The following is a 16,900-nucleotide window of genomic DNA, read 5'->3' as shown; positions in this document are numbered from 1 at the left end:
ACTATCCTCGGTTTCTCAAATCTCGTCCCAAATAGCATTTCCTGTTCTCCGGCCTGCCGCACTGGCTCTCGTGCTCCGGCTCGGGAGTCCTTGCCGGAATTCAACCGCGCCCGTGTGGCTGAATTGGGGCAAGAGAGGGTCAAACGCGCGGTTTGTTGCTGGTTCGTGGACGGTCACGACCGGTCTATCCGGCCGTGAGCGGTATTGTGTCAGGCGAAGCTGGTTGATCTGCAGCGCGATCGACGCAAAGGCGCTGGCGATGTCCACGCTCTGCACGTCGTAGTAATAGGACGAGAGCGTCGCACAGTCTTCTAGCGTTTCATCGGCCACGCTGTCGTCGGTATCCATGCCAATGGTGAAGACCAGGATGCCTTCCTCCTTGGCGGCGGAGCAGATCGCGGAGGTATAAGCGTTCTTTTCGTTGCCCAACCTTGTGGTCTCGTACTTGGAGCCGATGTCCCGCAGGACCTCGTTGAAGTAGGAATTCGCGTAGGAATGGCTGCCGTTGTGATTGACGGGCGAGAGGCACTCGTAGGCGAATTTGTAGACCGTCATGTCTGCCCAGACTTCCGCCCAGGTCATCTGGACGTTGTCGTCCACTTCGCCATAGGGCGTGTCGTACCAGTCATTTTCGGTGGTGCTGGAGTAGTAGCACCCCTTTTTCTTGCACTTTTAGGTGTAGGTGGTGCCTTCGCGATAATACTGATCGTCCTGATAGTAGGAATACTGCTCTTCCTTCGAATTGTAGAAGAGCGGCGACAGGCCGGATTTGTACGCGTCCTCGATATCGCGCTGATAGCGGTTCGCGCCGTCGGACATGACCACGAGGATCTTCATGGTGCTCGCCCGATCGTAGTCGAAGGGCTGTCCCTCGAGGTCGCCAGCGACCTTCTTTGCGTCGATCATTGAACTCAGGACGGACTGGGCGGAAGGATCGAGCATGGCCACCCCCCACTTCGTGCCGACATCGATGGAGGTCCAGCCCTTCGCATACATATCGTCGATCCGGTCGTAGAGCGTGTCCGCATCCGCGGTCCAGGGCGTTATGTCCCGCCCACCGGTCGTGTCGCAGATCTCCGGATCATAGACCGTCCAGCCGGAATTATCCGGATCGAAATAGGCCATCCGGCTGAGTTCGTCGGTCGGCTCAATGGCCGCGGAATAGAAATCCTCTTTGTCGAAGGTGACGCAATGGGTCGTGTCATGCTCGCTGGAGACATTGTACTGGTCGAGCAGCGTCTTGCCGACCGTGACCTGCTCGGCAAAGGGAACGAGCGATATGATCGTGCTTCCCTCATCCGAGGCCTCCTTGGCCACTGTCTCGACGAAATCCTTGGCCGCTTCCTGCAAAAGCTGCAGGCGCGTCTTGCCACTCGATGTCCACGATCCCATCGAGCCGGAATTGTCGAGAACCAGCGCGACCTCCAGGTCGGCCAGGGTTTCATTGGCCTCGCCGGCGGCCGGCACGAACAACTCGTTGATCCCCACCATGTCGAGAAAGATCGTCTCGATCTCGGCCCCGGCCTCGGCCGAGACCGTGCGGTAGTTGATCGCCTGCGAGACTTTCACATCCTTCAGGTTGTCGGCGAGTCCGGCCTTGTCGAAATAGTCCTCGACGACGAATTCCGGGTCGAGCGTCTGTTCCATGTTTGCCGCGGCAAGGACCGCCCGGTCCAATGTATGCTGCAGCTTTGCCCGGTTATACTCGAAACGCGCCACGTCGATCGCCATGCCGATGGCGAGCATCATGCACAACAGTACGAAGAGGCTGAAGACGACCAGCCCTCCGTCTTGCTCCCGAACAAACTCATTTACCTGACCGTGACACGTATGCGTCCGGCTCGGATTCTCCGAAATACACATTTTACTTCTTCCACAGCTTTTTTTGCTGCGTCCCCCTCCGAGGAGCAGATGCGTTATCGGGCACTGTGAACATGACAGAAAAGCGGCGCCCTCTAGGCGCCGCTTTGGTTAATCGTTCAGGTGCTGAAACAAAGCGTGTCCCTTTCGGAACCAATTGATTTTGTTTTAAAAATTACGCTAGGTAAATCTTTGATACGGTTCCCCAGGGTAACTTTCTCGTCTTACCCTGGGTCACCTTCTAGTTGGTCAGTCGCAGCTGGTTGATCGTCCTGGCGATGGAGGTGAAGGCCTGATCGAGGTCGTCGCTCTCCACGTCGTAGAAATAGGACGGACCGGAGGCACAATCGGCCAGTGTTGTATCGCCCTGTCCATAGGTGTCCATGCCGATGGTGAAGACCAGCACGCCCGCATCCTTGGCTGCTTTGCAGATATTGGAGGTGCGAGTGTTCTTGGTGGTGCTGGAGGGGCCCGTGACCACATCGGAATAGGTGGTTCGGTCAATCAGCCCGGGAACCTTCGCTTCGACCCTGTTGACGTAATACTTGACGCTCATCATGTCCCAGACCTCGGGCCAGGAAAGCTGCCTGGCATTGTCCTGGCCGGTGGGTTGCTGACGCCAGGCGCTGATGTCGAAGCGGTAGTACTTGCTGTCGCCACTGTGATCGGCGTCGTAGTAGGATAGGTTGTTGAGCGAGGCGGTATCCCCGTCGAGAAACAGCGGCGACAGCCCGTCGCGGTAAGGGGATTTGATGTCGTATTGGCTGGTATTTTCGCCATCGGACATGATGACGAGATATTTCATCCGGCTGACTTCGGCGTCGCTGCTGCCGTAGTCGAAGGGTTGGCCGGCGAATTTCGCGTCCACCGTCTTGTCTTCGATGAGCGCCGTCAGAACCGGGCGCGAGGACGGGTCAAGTAGGGCGGCCCCCCATTTGGCGCCGATCTCGATCGAGGTCCAGCCGGAGCCGACCATGGCGTCGATCCGCCCTTTCAGGTAGTCGACATCATCGGACCAGGGCGTGATCTCGCGGCTCGTATCGGTGCGGCAGACGCGCGAGCTGGAATACGGCGGCATCCGGGTGTTGCTCGGATCGAAATGCGCGGTCCGGTTGAGCGGCTGCGTCGTCGACAGCTTCGCCGCGGAGAAATCCGCGTCGTCGAAAGTAACGCAGTGAGAATAGCTGTGTTCATCGGAAACCTTGTACTGGCTAAGAAGGCCCGCACCGGCGGTAACCTGGGTAGCGAAGGGAATGATGGAGATGGCGACCTTGCCGTCGGAGCTGTCATTGTCGAGAACCTGTTCGACAAAGTTCTTCGCGGCCGGCTTCAGAAGGTTCATCCGGTAATTGCTGTTGCTCGCCATCGATCCGGAATTGTCGAGCACGAGGGCGATTTCCAGCTCGCTCACCGATTCCATGGCGGTGCCGGCGGCAGGGGCGGAGAGATCCTTGATGCCAACCATGTTCATGAACATCGTCGGCACGTCGTAGTTGGTCACGGCAGAGACCTGGCGCGAGTCGATACCCTGCGTGACAGTGATCTGCACGTCGTCGGGATTGAGGCCCGCACGGCGGAGATGATCCTCGACCACCGATTTCGGATCCAGCGTCTGGTCCAGATCGGCCGCGGCCAGAACGGCGGCATCGGTCACGTTCTGCATCTTGATGCGGGTGAACTCGGTGCGCACCGTGTCGATCGCCATGCCAATGGCCAGCAACATGCAGATCAGGATGAAAAGGGTGAATATTATCAGCCCGCCATCCTCTTCGCGTGTGAAGCGGCGCAGGGATGCGGACGTAGCAAAGGATTTCCGCGACGTGCGGATTCTCAAATCGGACTCAAACAACATTTTGGCACCCTTGCCCCCCGGCTAAATGGGCGCCCCTACCCAGGTCTTTTTTTTGCCACAAAATTGGCGCGACTTTTAGAAGAACCTGCCTAAATGATTAATGAAAATTGAAATACTGTTTTGAATCAATTAGTTGCGCTTTGGTGTGCCTCCCGGGGCGGTTTCCTGGCTGAAGACGATCGCAAATGACCTTCGGGATTGTCTCCCGGTCACGTCAAGTCGGCCCGAATTGAGGCCGAATCACCGCGTGAAAAACGGCCGAACCATGGCGACGATCTGGCGATATATGTCCGAAATGTGGGGACGCCCCTGAAATCGGAGGTTTTGCCCGGCTATCGGCCCATTGGCAGCCTGACGATGCCAGGGGGGGCGACCAGTCTCAGCGATCTTTGAGGTAGTGCCCTGACACGTATCCCTTGAGTTGGCGCACGTCGCGGAGCGAAACCTTGCACCAGGGTGTTCCTCCAACCCGGTCGCAGCCGTAATTGCGCACGATGGTGCCGTTGGGAAGCCCGACCACGACGCGATAGCCCAGCCCCGGGCCCGATCGCAGCTTGAGCATGTCGTCTTCGGCGACGCCCGCCACCTCGGAGAGGGACGCGGCCATGGCCGGCAGGCTCGACAGCAAGAAGGCGATCGTGGTCGCGAGATAGAGTGGTTTCATTGGACTGCTCTGTGTTTTTGTATTTGCGCCAGTTTCTCGCAGGTAGCCGATTCATGCAACCGCGAGACATGGCTGAGGCGGGACGTGTCGCAGCCCGGACGCGCCGTGTCGCGCAGGAAGATTGCATTGCCGGGGCGGAGTTGCTTTTCTGGACGCAACAAAAGGGAGGGCCGGGATGCGCTACAGCGCGCTGCAGATCCTGAAGCAGGGGCTGACGGGGAACCGGCGCTGGGAACGTGCCTGGCGCAAGCCCGATCCCAAGCCATCCTACGACATCATCATTATTGGGGGGGGCGGGCACGGGCTTGCCACCGCCTACTACCTGGCTGCCGTGCACGGGCAGAGCAACGTGGCCGTTCTGGAAAGGGGCTATTTCGGCGGCGGCAATGTCGGGCGCAACACGACCATCGTGCGCGCCAATTACGGGCTGCCGGGAAATTCCGAGTTCTACTCGCATTCGCTGAAGCTCTGGGAGGGGTTGGAGCAGGAGCTGAATTTCAACGTGATGCACTCGCAGCGCGGCGTCATCAACCTGTTCCATTCCGACGGCCAGCGTGACGCGGCCGCGCGCCGGGGCAACGCGATGATCAACCAGGGCGACGATGCGATCCTGCTCGACCGGGGCGATTGCCGGCAGATGCTGCCCTATCTCGATTTCGACCAGACGCGCTTTCCCATCTATGGCGGGCTCTACCACCCGCGCGGCGGTACGGCGCGGCATGATGCAGTCGCCTGGGGCTTCGCGCGGGGGGCGGACCAGCGTGGCGTGGACCTGATCGACAATTGCGAGGTGACCGGAATCGACATCCAGAACGGCCATGTCACTGGCGTTCAGACCACGCGCGGTGCCATTCGTGCCAAGAAGATCGGAATCGTTGTCGCGGGCAATTCCAGTCGCGTGGCGGCAATGGCGGGGATGCGCCTGCCGATCGAGAGCCACGTGCTGCAGGCCTTCGTCACCGAGGGGCTGAAGCCTGTGATCGATCATGTCGTCACCTATGGGATGGGGCATTTCTATATCAGCCAGTCGGACAAGGGCGGGCTGGTCTTTGGCGGCGATCTCGATTTCTACCCCTCCTATGCCAGCCGGGGGAACCTGCCGATGGTGGAGCACGTTATGGAAGCGGGCATGACGCTGATGCCGATGCTCGGCAAGGCGCGGCTGCTGCGCAGTTGGGGCGGGATCATGGACATGTCGCCCGATGGCTCGCCGATCATCGACCGCACCGGTATTCGCGGCCTCTACCTCAATTGCGGCTGGTGCTATGGCGGTTTCAAGGCCGTCCCGGGCTCCGGCAATTGCTTTGCGCATCTGATGGCGACGGACCGGCCGCATGACGCCGCCGCCCGCTACAAGCTGAGCCGGTTTGAAACCGGATTCGGATTGATGGACGAGGAGGGGACTGGTGCCCAGCACAATCTCCACTAGCGCCGGGGCGTTCTGCGCAGTGCTGTTTGCGTCTTCCGCGGGCCTTGCCGATGGTTCCGTTGTCGAGTGCTACGACCGCCTCTACAGCGACGATCACCTGCTCCGCCATCCGGCCCAATCCGTGCGCCGCATTACGGTCGCACTGGTCCAGGATCCCACCGAGGCTGCCGACTGGCATCATTGGATGAATGTCTGGGTGCGGTTTGCCGATCAGGGAATTGGCGGCAGGAATTTCGAGCCCGGTGTCGAATATGGGCAGCCGCTGCGCTGCCTGTCGGCTGTCGCGGGCGCGGAAATGTTGGAACCGGCCGGTACCCGGTGTGTGATCGAAGGCGATGGCGGAGCGATGGAAATCGTCAAGAGGCAGGCATCCGGACTGACCTTGCGAACCACCGGAATCGTCTTGGAGGAACCGGACTGGTCGAGCGACCAACCGCCGGCCGAACTGACCGCCGAGGGCAATGACAACGTTCTCTTCCGGCTGAACCGGGTCGATCAGAACGTATGCATGAACAAATGGTGAGCGCATGTTGATACCTTGTCCGCTCTGTGGTGCGCGCGATCTGCGGGAATTCACGCCGAAAGGGGCGGCGGTCACCTTGCATCGCCCCGACGTAGGCGCCGGGCTGGACGCATGGAACGATTACCTCCACCTGCGCGACAACCCGGCAGGACCTACGCGCGAACTCTGGTGGCATGGTTCGGGCTGCGGGGCATGGCTCGTGGTGGAGCGCAACACGCTCACCCACGAGGTGAGCGGGGCGCGTCTGGCCGAAGAGGAGGCCGGGGCATGAGGCTCGCCAGTCGCGGGCGGATCGACCGGTCCGTTTCGCTGCCCTTCTCCTTCGACGGAAAGCTGCTGACGGGGCATCCGGGCGATACGCTCGCCTCGGCGCTGCTGGCCAATGACATCCGGCTCATGGGGCGCTCGTTCAAATATCATCGCCCGCGCGGGGTGATGACCGCTGGTTCCGAGGAGCCGAACGCCCTGATGGAGATCGGCTCCGGCGCGGCCATGGTACCCAATGTCCGCGCCACCGTTCAGGAATTGCACGAAGGGCTGGAAGCGCATAGCCAGAACCGCTGGCCCAGCCTCTCGGCGGACCTGCTCGCGTGCAATGACCTCCTTGCGCCCTTCCTCGGCGCGGGATTCTACTACAAGACATTCATGTGGCCCCGGAGCTTCTGGGAGCGGCTCTACGAGCCGGCCATCCGCCACGCGGCAGGGCCGGGGCGGCTGACGACAGACCCGGACCCGGCGCGGCACGAAAAGGCCTTTGCCCATTGCGACCTGCTGGTGATCGGGGCCGGTCCGGCCGGGCTGATGGCGGCGCTCGTGGCAGGCGAGGCTGGCGTGGACGTGATCCTGGCCGATGAAAGCAGCGAACCCGGCGGACGGTTACTGACGGAGCAGGAGCGTGTCGGCGGCAAACCCGCGGCCGACTGGGTCGCGGCGACACTCGCGCGCCTCGCGCAGATGGACAACGTCCGGATCATGTCGCGCACGACCGTTGCCGGCGCCTATGATGGAGGTGTCTACGCCGCGCATGAGCGGGTGTCGGAACATCTCGGCGCGCGGTCGAAGGACCTGCCGCTGGATTGTTTCTGGCGGATCGCGACCCGGGCCGCCGTGCTCGCGGCCGGCGCCATCGAGCGCCCCATCGCCTTCCCGGATAACGACCGGCCCGGGATCATGATGGCGGGGGCGCTGCGATCCTACGTCAATCGCTACGGCGTGTCGCCGGGTCGAAAGGCGGCGCTCTTTGCCTGCAACGACGATGCCCACCGTACCGCGCGGGACTTGCAGGAAGCCGGGATGGAGATCGCCGGCGTCATCGACCCGCGTTCGGAACTTCCCAAAGGGGACTATCCGGTATTCTCGGAGGCGCGCGTCGTCGGAACGCGCGGGCGGCACGGGCTGCGGCAGGTGCAGGTCCAGTCCGCAAGCGGCACCACGTCCCTCGCCGCCGATGTGCTGGCCATCTCCGGCGGCTGGAACCCGTCGCTCCATCTGAGTTGCCACATGGACGGACGCCCCCGTTGGGACGAAACGATCGAGGCTTTCGTGCCCCGTCCGGGCGCGGTGCCCGGCCTGTTCGCGGCAGGTGCGGCCAATGGCGTCTTCGATACCTCTGGCTGCCTTTCCGAAGGCAAGCGCGCGGCGGGCGAGGCGCTTGCAACACTCGGGGTCGCAGCCCCGGATTGGTTGCTGCCGGAAGCCGAGAACCAGGCGGGATCCGGCAAGACGCTCTGGTTGGTGGAGGGTAGGGCGCGCGCCTGGCTCGATTTCCAGAACGACGTCACAGCCAAGGATGTGAAGGGCGCGGCGCAAGAGGGCTATGACAGCGTCGAATACATGAAGCGCTACACGACGCAGGGGATGGCACCGGACCAGGGCAAGAGCTCCAACGTCAACGCGCTCGCGATCCTGGCCGATGCGACGGGGCGCTCAATCGCGGCCACCGGCACGACAATCTACCGCCCACCCTACGCGCCGCTGCCCATTGGCGCCTTGGGGGCCGGTGCGCAGGGCAAGGGTTTCGCGCCGGAACGTTTCACGCCGTCCCATGCCGCCTGCCTTGCCCGCGGCGCGCCGATGATCGAGGCCGGGCTGTGGTATCGGCCCAGCTATTTTCCCGCGCCGGGCGAGACGACATGGCGCGAAAGCTGTGATCGCGAGGTGCGGATGGTGCGCAGCGCCGTGGGCATCTGCGATGTCTCCACCCTTGGCAAGATCGAGCTTCAGGGGCCGGATGTGGGCCTGTTTCTCGATTTCGTCTACGCCAACGGTTTTTCACGACTGAAACCCGGCCGCGTGCGCTACGGGATCACGCTGCGCGAAGACGGCCACGTAATGGATGATGGCACGACGGCGCGGCTGTCGGAAAACCATTGGGTGATGACCACCACCACCGCGGCCGCCGGGCAGGTGATGGCGCATCTGGAGATGGTGCAGCAATGCTTCCTGCCGCGGGCGAGACTGCGCTTCACCTCCACCACGGACAGTTGGGCGCAGTTTGCCATCGCCGGTCCTCGCGCGCTGGAGGTATTGAACACGGTTCTCGACAACCCGCTGCGCCCGGAGCAGTTCCCCTTCATGGCCTGCGGTGCGGTTCGGGTGGGGGGCGTTGAGGCACGGCTGTTCCGGATCTCCTTCTCGGGCGAGATGGCTTTCGAACTGGCAGTGCCGACACGAGTGGGGGCGAGCCTCTGGCGCCTGCTGCTGGCACAGGCGGAAGGCTTCGGCGGCGGACCCTACGGGATGGAGGCGCTCAACGTGCTGCGGATCGAGAAAGGCTTGTTGACCCATGCCGAGATGCACGGGCGGACGACGGCCTTCGATCTCGGGTTGCAGAAAATGCTGTCGCGCAAGAAGGATTTCATCGGCAGGTCCGCGTCGGAGCGGCCGGGTCTGTGCGACGAAGGCCGCGAGCAACTTGTCGGGCTGATCTCCCGTTCCCGCGAGATCGGCCTGCCGGCGGGGGCGCATCTCTTCGCGCCGGATGCCGCCCCAGAGCGCATCAATGACCAAGGCTACGTGACCTCTTCGGCCTGGTCTCCCACCCTTGAGCGGCATATCGCGCTCGGTTTCCTGCGCCAGGGCCGTGCCCGGCACGGCGAGAGGCTTCGGCTGGTTGATCACCTGCGCGGCGTGGATGTGGCCTGCGATGTCTGCGATCCGGTCTTTTTCGATCCCGAAGGAGGGCGCATGCGATGACCGTTCTGACACCGCAAAGGGCGCTCGACGGGCAGGAGCTGCGCCACGGAAATCTGCAATTGAGCACGGTCGCGCTTGGCCGCGTCACCTGGGTCGCACCCTATCCGGGGGAAGAAACCGCTCTCTCCCACGCCCTGCAATCGGCTTGTTCAATGAGTTTTCCCGGTCCGGGCGAAAGCCGTGAGAGCACGGCCGGGCGGATCCTGTGGTCGGGCCGGGCGCAGGCGCTGCTGATCGGTCCGCACCCGTCCGCAGCAATCGAGAAATGCGCCGCCGTCGTCGATCAGACCGACGGCTGGGCCGCGATGCGTCTCGGCGGGGCCAGTGCGGCGCAGGTCCTGGCGCGCCTGACGCCGCTTGACCTCAGACCCTCGCATTTCCCGCGGGGACGAACGGCGCGGAGCCTGCTGGGTCATGTGCCTGTGCTCCTCGTCGCCATCGAGAACGGTTTCGAAATCTTCGTCATGCGCTCAATGAGCGAAACCGTCAGGCACGAGATCGAGACCGCGATGCGTTCCACGGCTGCGCGAGAGAAGATACCAACAGCACACGCTTGAGTGGGGGGGCGCCGGCCAGAGGCCGTGCGGCGGTGGCGCCGCTGCGCGGCGTCGGCCTACGGCCGGCTTTCTGCCCTCCGAACGTGCAACCAACTTCTTTTCCTGCTCGTCTTCCTCTTTCCCGAAAATATCCCGGGGGAGTCGTCGCTCACTACCACGGGGGCAGCGCCCCCTCCTTCGGCGGGTCGTCATTCACCTTGTCCACAGAAAAGGCACGACCTCTAACCGGGACATCTGGACTTGCCTCCGCGCCGGGGCGATATTCCCCTAATGTCCCTGGCACCCGGATTCCTTGACGAGCTTCGCTCCCGCACCTCGCTTGCGCAGGTCGTGGGTCGAAAGGTCATGTGGGACGCGCGCAAGTCCAACCAGGCGAAGGGCGATCTCTGGGCTCCGTGCCCATTCCACCAGGAAAAGACCGCCTCTTTCCACGTGGATGACCGCAAGGGCTATTATTACTGCTTCGGATGTCACGAGAAGGGCGACGCGATAAAATTCGTCCAGGAAACGGAAAATGTCTCCTTCATGGAGGCCCTCGAAATCCTCGCCCAGGAAGCGGGCATGCAGATGCCGGCCCGTGACCCGAAGGCGCAGGAAAAAGCCGACAGGCGCACGCAGCTCGCGCAAGTCATGGAAGAGGCGGTGAAGTTCTTTCGTCTGCAGCTTCAGACAGGCGCAGCCAGCGAGGCGCGCAGCTACCTGACCGGCAAGCGGGGGCTATCGCTCCAGGCGCTGGAACGCTGGGAGATCGGTTTCGCTCCCCCGGGCTGGCAGAACCTCTGGAACCACCTGACTGCCAAGGGGATCGCGGCCGACCTGATCCTTGGTTGCGGGCTGGCCAAACCGTCGGACAAGGGGCGCGAGCCCTATGACACCTTCCGTAACCGGATCATGTTCCCAATCCGCGATGCGCGCGGCCGCGCCGTCGCCTTTGGCGGGCGCGCGATGGACCCGTCCGACAATGCCAAATACCTGAACTCTCCCGAGACGGCGCTCTTTGACAAGGGGCGCAGCCTTTACAATCACGGCCCCGCGCGGGAGGCCGCCGGCAAGGGCGCGCCGCTGATCGTGGCCGAGGGCTACATGGACGTGATCGCGCTCAGCGAGGCCGGTTTCGGCGCCACGGTGGCCGGGCTCGGCACCGCGATTACCGAGGACCAGTTGCGGCTGATGTGGCGGATCGATCCTGAACCGGTGATCGCGCTCGATGGCGACACTGCCGGTCTGCGCGCGGCGATGCGCCTGATCGACGTGGCGCTGCCACTTCTGGAGGCGGGCCAGTCGCTGCGCTTCTGCCTGCTGCCCGAAGGGCAGGACCCCGACGACCTGCTCAAGGCGAAGGGCGCGGAGGCAATGCAGGCGCTGCTCGATGCATCCGTGCCGATGGTCACGCTGCTCTGGCGGCGGGAGACCGAGGGCAAGGTGCTCGACAGCCCCGAACGCCGCGCCGCGCTCGACAAGCAACTCCGCGCGCTCATCAAGTTGATCAGGGATCCGGGGATCCGGAACCACTATGCCGAGGAGATGCGGCGGCTCAGGGCAGAGCTTTTCGGCTTTGGCAACGGTGCCCCGACCGCTGGCCAATCCCGGCCCGAGCGGCCTTGGCAACCCGGCGGGCGCAAGATCAAGCCGGCCGCCTCGCCGATGCAGGGCACGCGCAGTTCCGTTCTTGTCGGCACCGACGAGAACACCGCGCTGGTGCGGCGCGAAGCCGTCATCCTGGCGACGCTGATCGCGACGCCCGCGCTGCTCGATGAGTATTCGCATGTTCTGGAAGAAATGCATTTCGACGGCGAGGGCCACTCGGCGCTTGCCGCCGTCCTGCTCGGCTGTGGCCCGGAGGACACGGCGACCCAGATCGAAACGCGGATCGCCGAGACGCTGGATCCCGGCACCCTTGAAAGGTTGCGGGGGGAGCGCCATGTGTCCTTGGCTCCGTCGTTGCGAAAACCCGGGGATGCCGAACTGGCCCGCCTGTGCCTTGGCGAAGAGATCGCCAAGCTTGCCGCCCTGCGCGGCACCCGGCGAGAGGTCGACGAGGCTGTCGCCGGGTTCGCGGACGCACCCGAGGAGTGGATTGATCGCCGCCTGTCGCTTTCGGCTAGGGCGCGTGAGATGGCTACGAATAACAGCGACGGCGACAGGGCCGATTTTGACATTGCCGAGAACGGTGCCCGTATCGACCGGGACGAGCGCTCGGATCTGGACAGGCTGCTCAAGGCAATCGGCTTCTCGGGCGAAGACGAGGGTCCCAAGGGCAGCGAGTAGAGACGGGGCGGGCTTTCCATTCTGCCCCCGGATAGATATGCCGGTGGAAATCGGCGTTTTGAGCGCTAATGATTCGGAATGATTCGAATCGCGACGAATCACCCGCCCGCGAGACAGGAGTTCTAGATGGCCGCCAAGGACACCGAAGACCGCAAGCCAGATGATGGTGAGCAGGAAGTATCGCTCGACATGAGCCAGACCGCGGTCAAGAAGATGATCGCAGAAGCGCGTGAGCGTGGATACATCACCTATGACCAGCTCAACCAGGTGTTGCCGCCGGACCAGGTTTCCTCGGAACAGATCGAGGACGTGATGTCGATGCTCTCCGAGATGGGCATCAATGTCATCGAGGGCGAGGAAGCCGAGGATGATGACTCCTCGGACGGCAACAAGAAGAGCGGCTCGACCGAGGTCGTCGAAACCTCGAGTTCGCGCGAAGTGGCCGTCGCCACGAGCGAGACCGAAAAGCTCGACCGCACCGATGATCCGGTGCGCATGTACCTGCGCGAGATGGGCTCGGTGGAGCTTCTGTCGCGCGAAGGCGAGATCGCGATTGCCAAGCGTATCGAGGCAGGTCGCAACACGATGATCGCCGGGCTCTGCGAGAGCCCGCTGACCTTTCAGGCCATCACGATCTGGCGCGAGGAACTTCTCTCCGAGGAGATCCTGCTGCGCGACGTGATCGATCTGGAAACGACCTTCGGCCGTGGTTTGGAGGAAGACGCCGACGAAGCGCCGGTTGTCGAGAACCTGAACGTCGACGCGAGCGGCTCGGAGACGAAGTCGGACGAGCCGGAATACGACGCGGACGGCAATGTCATCAAGACTGACGATGACGAGGACGAGGACGAACAGGCCAACATGTCGCTCGCCGCGATGGAGGCCGCGCTCAAGCCAAGAGTGCTCGACATCCTCGACCGTATTGCCCGCGACTTCACTGACCTGGAGGAGATGCAGGACGCGCGGATGTCGGCGACGCTGAACGAGGATGGCTCCTTCTCGACCACCGAGGAAGCCACCTACCAGAAGCTGCGTGCCGAGATCGTCGAGTTGGTGAACGAGCTTCACCTGCACAACAACCGGATCGAAGCGCTGGTGGACCAGCTCTACGGCATCAACCGCAAGATCATGTCCATCGATTCCAACATGGTGAAGCTGGCCGACCAGGCCCGCATCAACCGCCGGGAATTCATCGAGGCCTACAAGGGCTACGAACTGGATCCGACCTGGATGGACCGGATGGCCGAAAAGCCCGGTCGCGGCTGGGCAGCGCTGTTCGAGCGCTCCTCGGACAAGATCGAAGAACTGCGGGCCGAGATGGCGCAGGTCGGCACCTATGTCGGTGTGGATATCCCGGAATTCCGCCGCATCGTTCAGCAGGTGCAAAAAGGCGAGAAGGAAGCCCGCCAGGCCAAGAAGGAAATGGTCGAGGCAAACCTGCGGCTCGTGATCTCGATTGCCAAGAAATACACCAACCGCGGCCTGCAATTCCTGGACCTGATCCAGGAAGGCAATATCGGCCTGATGAAGGCCGTTGACAAATTCGAGTACCGCCGCGGCTACAAGTTCTCGACTTACGCGACATGGTGGATCCGTCAGGCCATCACCCGCTCGATTGCCGACCAGGCGCGCACGATCCGTATCCCGGTGCATATGATCGAAACGATCAACAAGCTGGTCCGGACCGGTCGCCAGATGCTGCACGAGATCGGCCGCGAGCCGACGCCGGAAGAATTGGCGGAAAAGCTGCAGATGCCGCTGGAAAAGGTTCGCAAGGTGATGAAGATCGCCAAGGAACCGATCTCCCTCGAAACGCCGATCGGCGACGAGGAGGACAGCCAGCTTGGCGATTTCATCGAGGACAAGAACGCCGTCCTGCCGCTGGACTCCGCCATTCAGGAGAACCTGAAGGAGACGACGACGCGGGTTCTGGCCTCGCTCACGCCGCGCGAGGAGCGGGTTCTGCGGATGCGCTTCGGCATCGGTATGAATACCGACCACACGCTGGAAGAGGTTGGCCAGCAGTTCAGCGTGACCCGCGAACGGATCCGGCAGATCGAGGCCAAGGCGCTCCGGAAGCTCAAGCATCCGAGCCGCTCGCGCAAGCTGCGCTCCTTCCTGGACCAGTAAGGGGGCGGGGCCATGTCGCTTCTTTCGCGTCTGTTCGGTGGCGGCGGCAGCAAGCCGCAGGTCGAGCCGGAAAGCTACAAGGGCTTCGCGATCTTCGTGGAGCCCATCAAGGAAGCGAACGGCTTCCGGGTGTCCGCCCGCATCGAGAAGGAAGTGGGCGGCGAAACCCGCAGCCATACGCTGATCCGGGCCGATGTCTGCACCGATCCCGTGCAGGCAGCCGAGATTTCCGCGTCCAAGGCCAAGCAAATGATCGACGAGAGAGGCGAGCGGCTTTTCGACTGAATTCCGTGCCGTGCAGCCGCGACGGTCCTCAATCTGCGGCTGCATGATTCCGCTTGAAAATGTGAACTCTGCTCAGTTGCAGTGGCCTTCCGATACTGTCAGACAGGAGCGGAATGGCGGCGCGTTCGTGACCCTGACGGGGTGCGGCTCCGGGTGCCGGGCCGTTACGTCTGGCCGCCGCGATGATCGGAGATGGGTTCGATGCAAAAATCTGGGAAAATCCTCGCTGCCATCTGCGTGGTTGCTGGCGTTTCGGCGCTTCCGGCATCGGCACAGACCGTGCACCGGTTGGCCACCAGCAGCGGTCTCGTGGCCGTCGGTTCCAGTTCCAATTTCGAGGTCCTGACGCAAGCTGGGTCTGGCAAGGTGGATTATTTCTGTGCTGCCGGCGAATTCGCCAAACGCTGGCTGAACGCACGGAACTCTGATCGGCTTGTTGTCACCGGTGTGCGTGACCGGAGCCAGTATCGCGCGAACCGGTTGGCGGTTGCTTTCGAATTGAACGCTCCTGCTGGGCAGGGGGAAGATTTTCTCCATGTCGGCGGACCACGCGTCGGCCAGAGCATAAGCGTCGGTCACTCGGCCGCGCTCTGCGGGCGGGCAAGGATCAATACCGTTCTGGACGATTAGGGTGCGCCATGCGTCGGTCTGTATTCCTGCCAAGTCTCCTTTTGCTCTGCGCAACATTCTTCGCCTCGTCGGCCTCGGCGGATTTCGTGGCCCGTAACTGGATGAAAGCCGCCCCGAACCCGACGCGGGCCGGCTATTTCGAGGTGTTCCAGAAGGCGACAGCGGGGCCTTCCGATTATTGGTGCGCGGCAGGAGAGTTCGTGCGCTACGGCTTGCGCGAGCATAATACGACCCGGATTTATGTCGTGCGTGGCCTCGGGCCAAGCCAGGCCCGCAAGGGCCGGCACTCCGTACTCTTCTCCTACGTCAAATATGACAACATCCCGGATCTGAGCGACAAGGAGAAGGGGTATTCCGTCTCCATCAGCAAACCAGGCTATCATCTGAGCGCGGCGCATGGCTCTTCTTTTTGCCGTAAGAGCCTTCAGGATTTCCGGAAGCGGGGACTTCTCTAGGATGCCCGAGATCCTTGAACTCGATACCGTCGGCGCGGGGCTCTACGAGTTTACCACCGACCTGATTGCCTGGCTTCAGCAGATCGGTGCCGGGGATGGGTTGCTGACGCTGATGGTCCGTCACACCTCCGCCTCTCTGCTGATCCAGGAGAATGCCGATCCGGAGGTTCAGACGGACCTGCAGGCCTTTCTGGAACGCCTCGTGCCACCGGCGACCGACCCATCCATGGATTACCTGTGCCATACCTATGAAGGGCCGGACGATATGCCGGCCCATATCAAGGCGTCCCTGCTGCCGGTGACGCTGGGCATTCCCGTGCAGGATGGCCAGATGATGCTGGGAACCTGGCAGGGGGTCTATCTCTTCGAGCATCGCCACCGTCCGCACCGGCGCCAGGTTGCTCTGCATTTTTCCTGACGAATCAATCTCGCAACACCCGGATAGGGCCATATAGGGTATGTGGATAAATCCTCTACCCAAGCTGTCGAGGCTGCCCTATAGTCATTGCAACAAGAAGGGGTTGCACCCCAAGGGGCAGTTTTAAGGGGGACACGCATGCGATGCCCGTTTTGCGGAAATGTCGATACACAGGTGAAGGATTCCCGTCCGGCCGAGGACCACGTTGCCATTCGCAGGCGGCGGTTCTGTCCGGCCTGTGGTGGGCGATTCACGACCTATGAACGGGTTCAGTTGCGTGATCTGGTGGTGATCAAATCCAACGGTCGGCGTGAGGATTTCGATCGGGACAAGCTCGAACGCTCGGTACGGATTGCCCTTCAGAAACGCCCGCTCGAACCCGACCGGATCGATCAGATGATCTCTGGTATAGTCCGCCGGCTCGAAAGCATGGGTGAGACGGATATCGACTCCAAGATCATCGGCGAGATCGTGATGGAAACGCTCGCCCGGATCGACACCGTCGCTTATGTCCGCTTCGCCAGCGTTTACAAGAATTTCCAGGCGGCGGACGATTTCGACAAGTTCGTCAGCGAGTTGCGGCCCGGGGAGACCTCTACGGAGTGAATGACCCGGCCGAGGCCGACAGCCGCTA

General features: G+C 62.4%; 16 protein-coding genes. 12 read left to right on the top strand and 4 right to left on the bottom strand.

The window, feature by feature from the left end; genetic code table 11:
- Nucleotides 1-15: 15 nt before the first annotated feature.
- The 4 genes from BLR85_RS16780 to BLR85_RS16765 form a co-directional block, all read right to left on the bottom strand.
- On the bottom strand, nt 16-582 hold the full coding sequence (locus BLR85_RS16780; RefSeq protein ID WP_139188431.1) for a hypothetical protein: 567 nt from the start codon (nt 580-582) through the stop codon (nt 16-18).
- 90 nt (nt 583-672) lie between these two features.
- Nucleotides 673-1,863, bottom strand: coding sequence for a Tad domain-containing protein (locus BLR85_RS16775; RefSeq protein WP_093158750.1), 1,191 nt, complete (start codon nt 1,861-1,863; stop codon nt 673-675).
- Between the two features lie 238 nt (nt 1,864-2,101).
- Nucleotides 2,102-3,712 (bottom strand): pilus assembly protein TadG-related protein, encoded by a 1,611-nt coding sequence (locus BLR85_RS16770; protein WP_093158745.1) that lies wholly within the window; start codon nt 3,710-3,712, stop codon nt 2,102-2,104.
- Nucleotides 3,713-4,091: 379 nt separating this feature from the next.
- Entirely contained in the window at nt 4,092-4,376 is a 285-nt protein-coding gene (locus BLR85_RS16765) for an SH3 domain-containing protein (RefSeq protein WP_093158740.1), read from the bottom strand.
- Between the two features lie 175 nt (nt 4,377-4,551).
- Between BLR85_RS16765 and BLR85_RS16760 the strand changes: the two genes are divergently transcribed.
- The 12 genes from BLR85_RS16760 (at nt 4,552) to nrdR (ending at nt 16,872) form a co-directional block, all read left to right on the top strand.
- Nucleotides 4,552-5,805: a sarcosine oxidase subunit beta family protein gene (locus tag BLR85_RS16760; protein WP_093158736.1), complete on the top strand. Its 1,254-nt coding sequence runs from the start codon at nt 4,552-4,554 to the stop codon at nt 5,803-5,805.
- The gene (locus tag BLR85_RS16755; protein ID WP_093158731.1) at nt 5,783-6,328 is read left to right on the top strand and encodes a hypothetical protein; all 546 of its coding nucleotides are present in this window, start codon (nt 5,783-5,785) and stop codon (nt 6,326-6,328) included. Before BLR85_RS16760 ends, BLR85_RS16755 begins: the two co-directional genes overlap by 23 nt.
- A gap of 4 nt (nt 6,329-6,332) precedes the next feature.
- Complete coding sequence (locus tag BLR85_RS16750; RefSeq protein WP_093158726.1) at nt 6,333-6,599, top strand: sarcosine oxidase subunit delta; 267 nt, start codon at nt 6,333-6,335, stop codon at nt 6,597-6,599.
- Nucleotides 6,596-9,523 (top strand): sarcosine oxidase subunit alpha family protein, encoded by a 2,928-nt coding sequence (locus BLR85_RS16745; RefSeq protein WP_093158721.1) that lies wholly within the window; start codon nt 6,596-6,598, stop codon nt 9,521-9,523. The genes BLR85_RS16750 and BLR85_RS16745 overlap by 4 nt, the downstream gene beginning before the upstream one ends.
- Complete coding sequence (locus tag BLR85_RS16740) at nt 9,520-10,080, top strand: sarcosine oxidase subunit gamma (RefSeq protein ID WP_093158718.1); 561 nt, start codon at nt 9,520-9,522, stop codon at nt 10,078-10,080. The genes BLR85_RS16745 and BLR85_RS16740 overlap by 4 nt, the downstream gene beginning before the upstream one ends.
- Nucleotides 10,081-10,350: 270 nt before the next feature.
- Nucleotides 10,351-12,348 (top strand): DNA primase, encoded by a 1,998-nt coding sequence (gene dnaG / locus BLR85_RS16735; protein WP_093158714.1) that lies wholly within the window; start codon nt 10,351-10,353, stop codon nt 12,346-12,348.
- A gap of 126 nt (nt 12,349-12,474) precedes the next feature.
- Nucleotides 12,475-14,478 carry an RNA polymerase sigma factor RpoD gene (gene rpoD / locus BLR85_RS16730; protein WP_093158709.1) on the top strand — a complete coding sequence of 668 codons (2,004 nt, stop codon included), beginning with the start codon at nt 12,475-12,477 and terminating at the stop codon, nt 14,476-14,478.
- Between the two features lie 12 nt (nt 14,479-14,490).
- Entirely contained in the window at nt 14,491-14,763 is a 273-nt protein-coding gene (locus BLR85_RS16725) for an HlyU family transcriptional regulator (protein ID WP_093158705.1), read from the top strand.
- 201 nt (nt 14,764-14,964) lie between these two features.
- Nucleotides 14,965-15,393, top strand: a complete 429-nt coding sequence (locus BLR85_RS16720) for a hypothetical protein (RefSeq protein ID WP_093158701.1) — start codon at nt 14,965-14,967, stop codon at nt 15,391-15,393.
- 8 nt (nt 15,394-15,401) lie between these two features.
- Nucleotides 15,402-15,848 carry a hypothetical protein gene (locus BLR85_RS16715; RefSeq protein ID WP_093158696.1) on the top strand — a complete coding sequence of 149 codons (447 nt, stop codon included), beginning with the start codon at nt 15,402-15,404 and terminating at the stop codon, nt 15,846-15,848.
- A gap of 1 nt (nt 15,849) precedes the next feature.
- Nucleotides 15,850-16,266, top strand: a complete 417-nt coding sequence (locus BLR85_RS16710; RefSeq protein WP_093158690.1) for a secondary thiamine-phosphate synthase enzyme YjbQ — start codon at nt 15,850-15,852, stop codon at nt 16,264-16,266.
- A gap of 138 nt (nt 16,267-16,404) precedes the next feature.
- Entirely contained in the window at nt 16,405-16,872 is a 468-nt protein-coding gene (nrdR, locus tag BLR85_RS16705) for a transcriptional regulator NrdR (RefSeq protein WP_093158685.1), read from the top strand.
- Nucleotides 16,873-16,900: the final 28 nt, after the last annotated feature.

Origin of the sequence: Aliiruegeria lutimaris (genome assembly GCF_900099935.1) — a bacterium.
In the GTDB taxonomy this organism is placed as follows: Bacteria; Pseudomonadota; Alphaproteobacteria; order Rhodobacterales; family Rhodobacteraceae; genus Tropicimonas; species Tropicimonas lutimaris.
The sequence above is the reverse complement of the archived record's forward strand: the minus strand, read 5'-3'. Positions and strand labels throughout refer to the sequence as shown.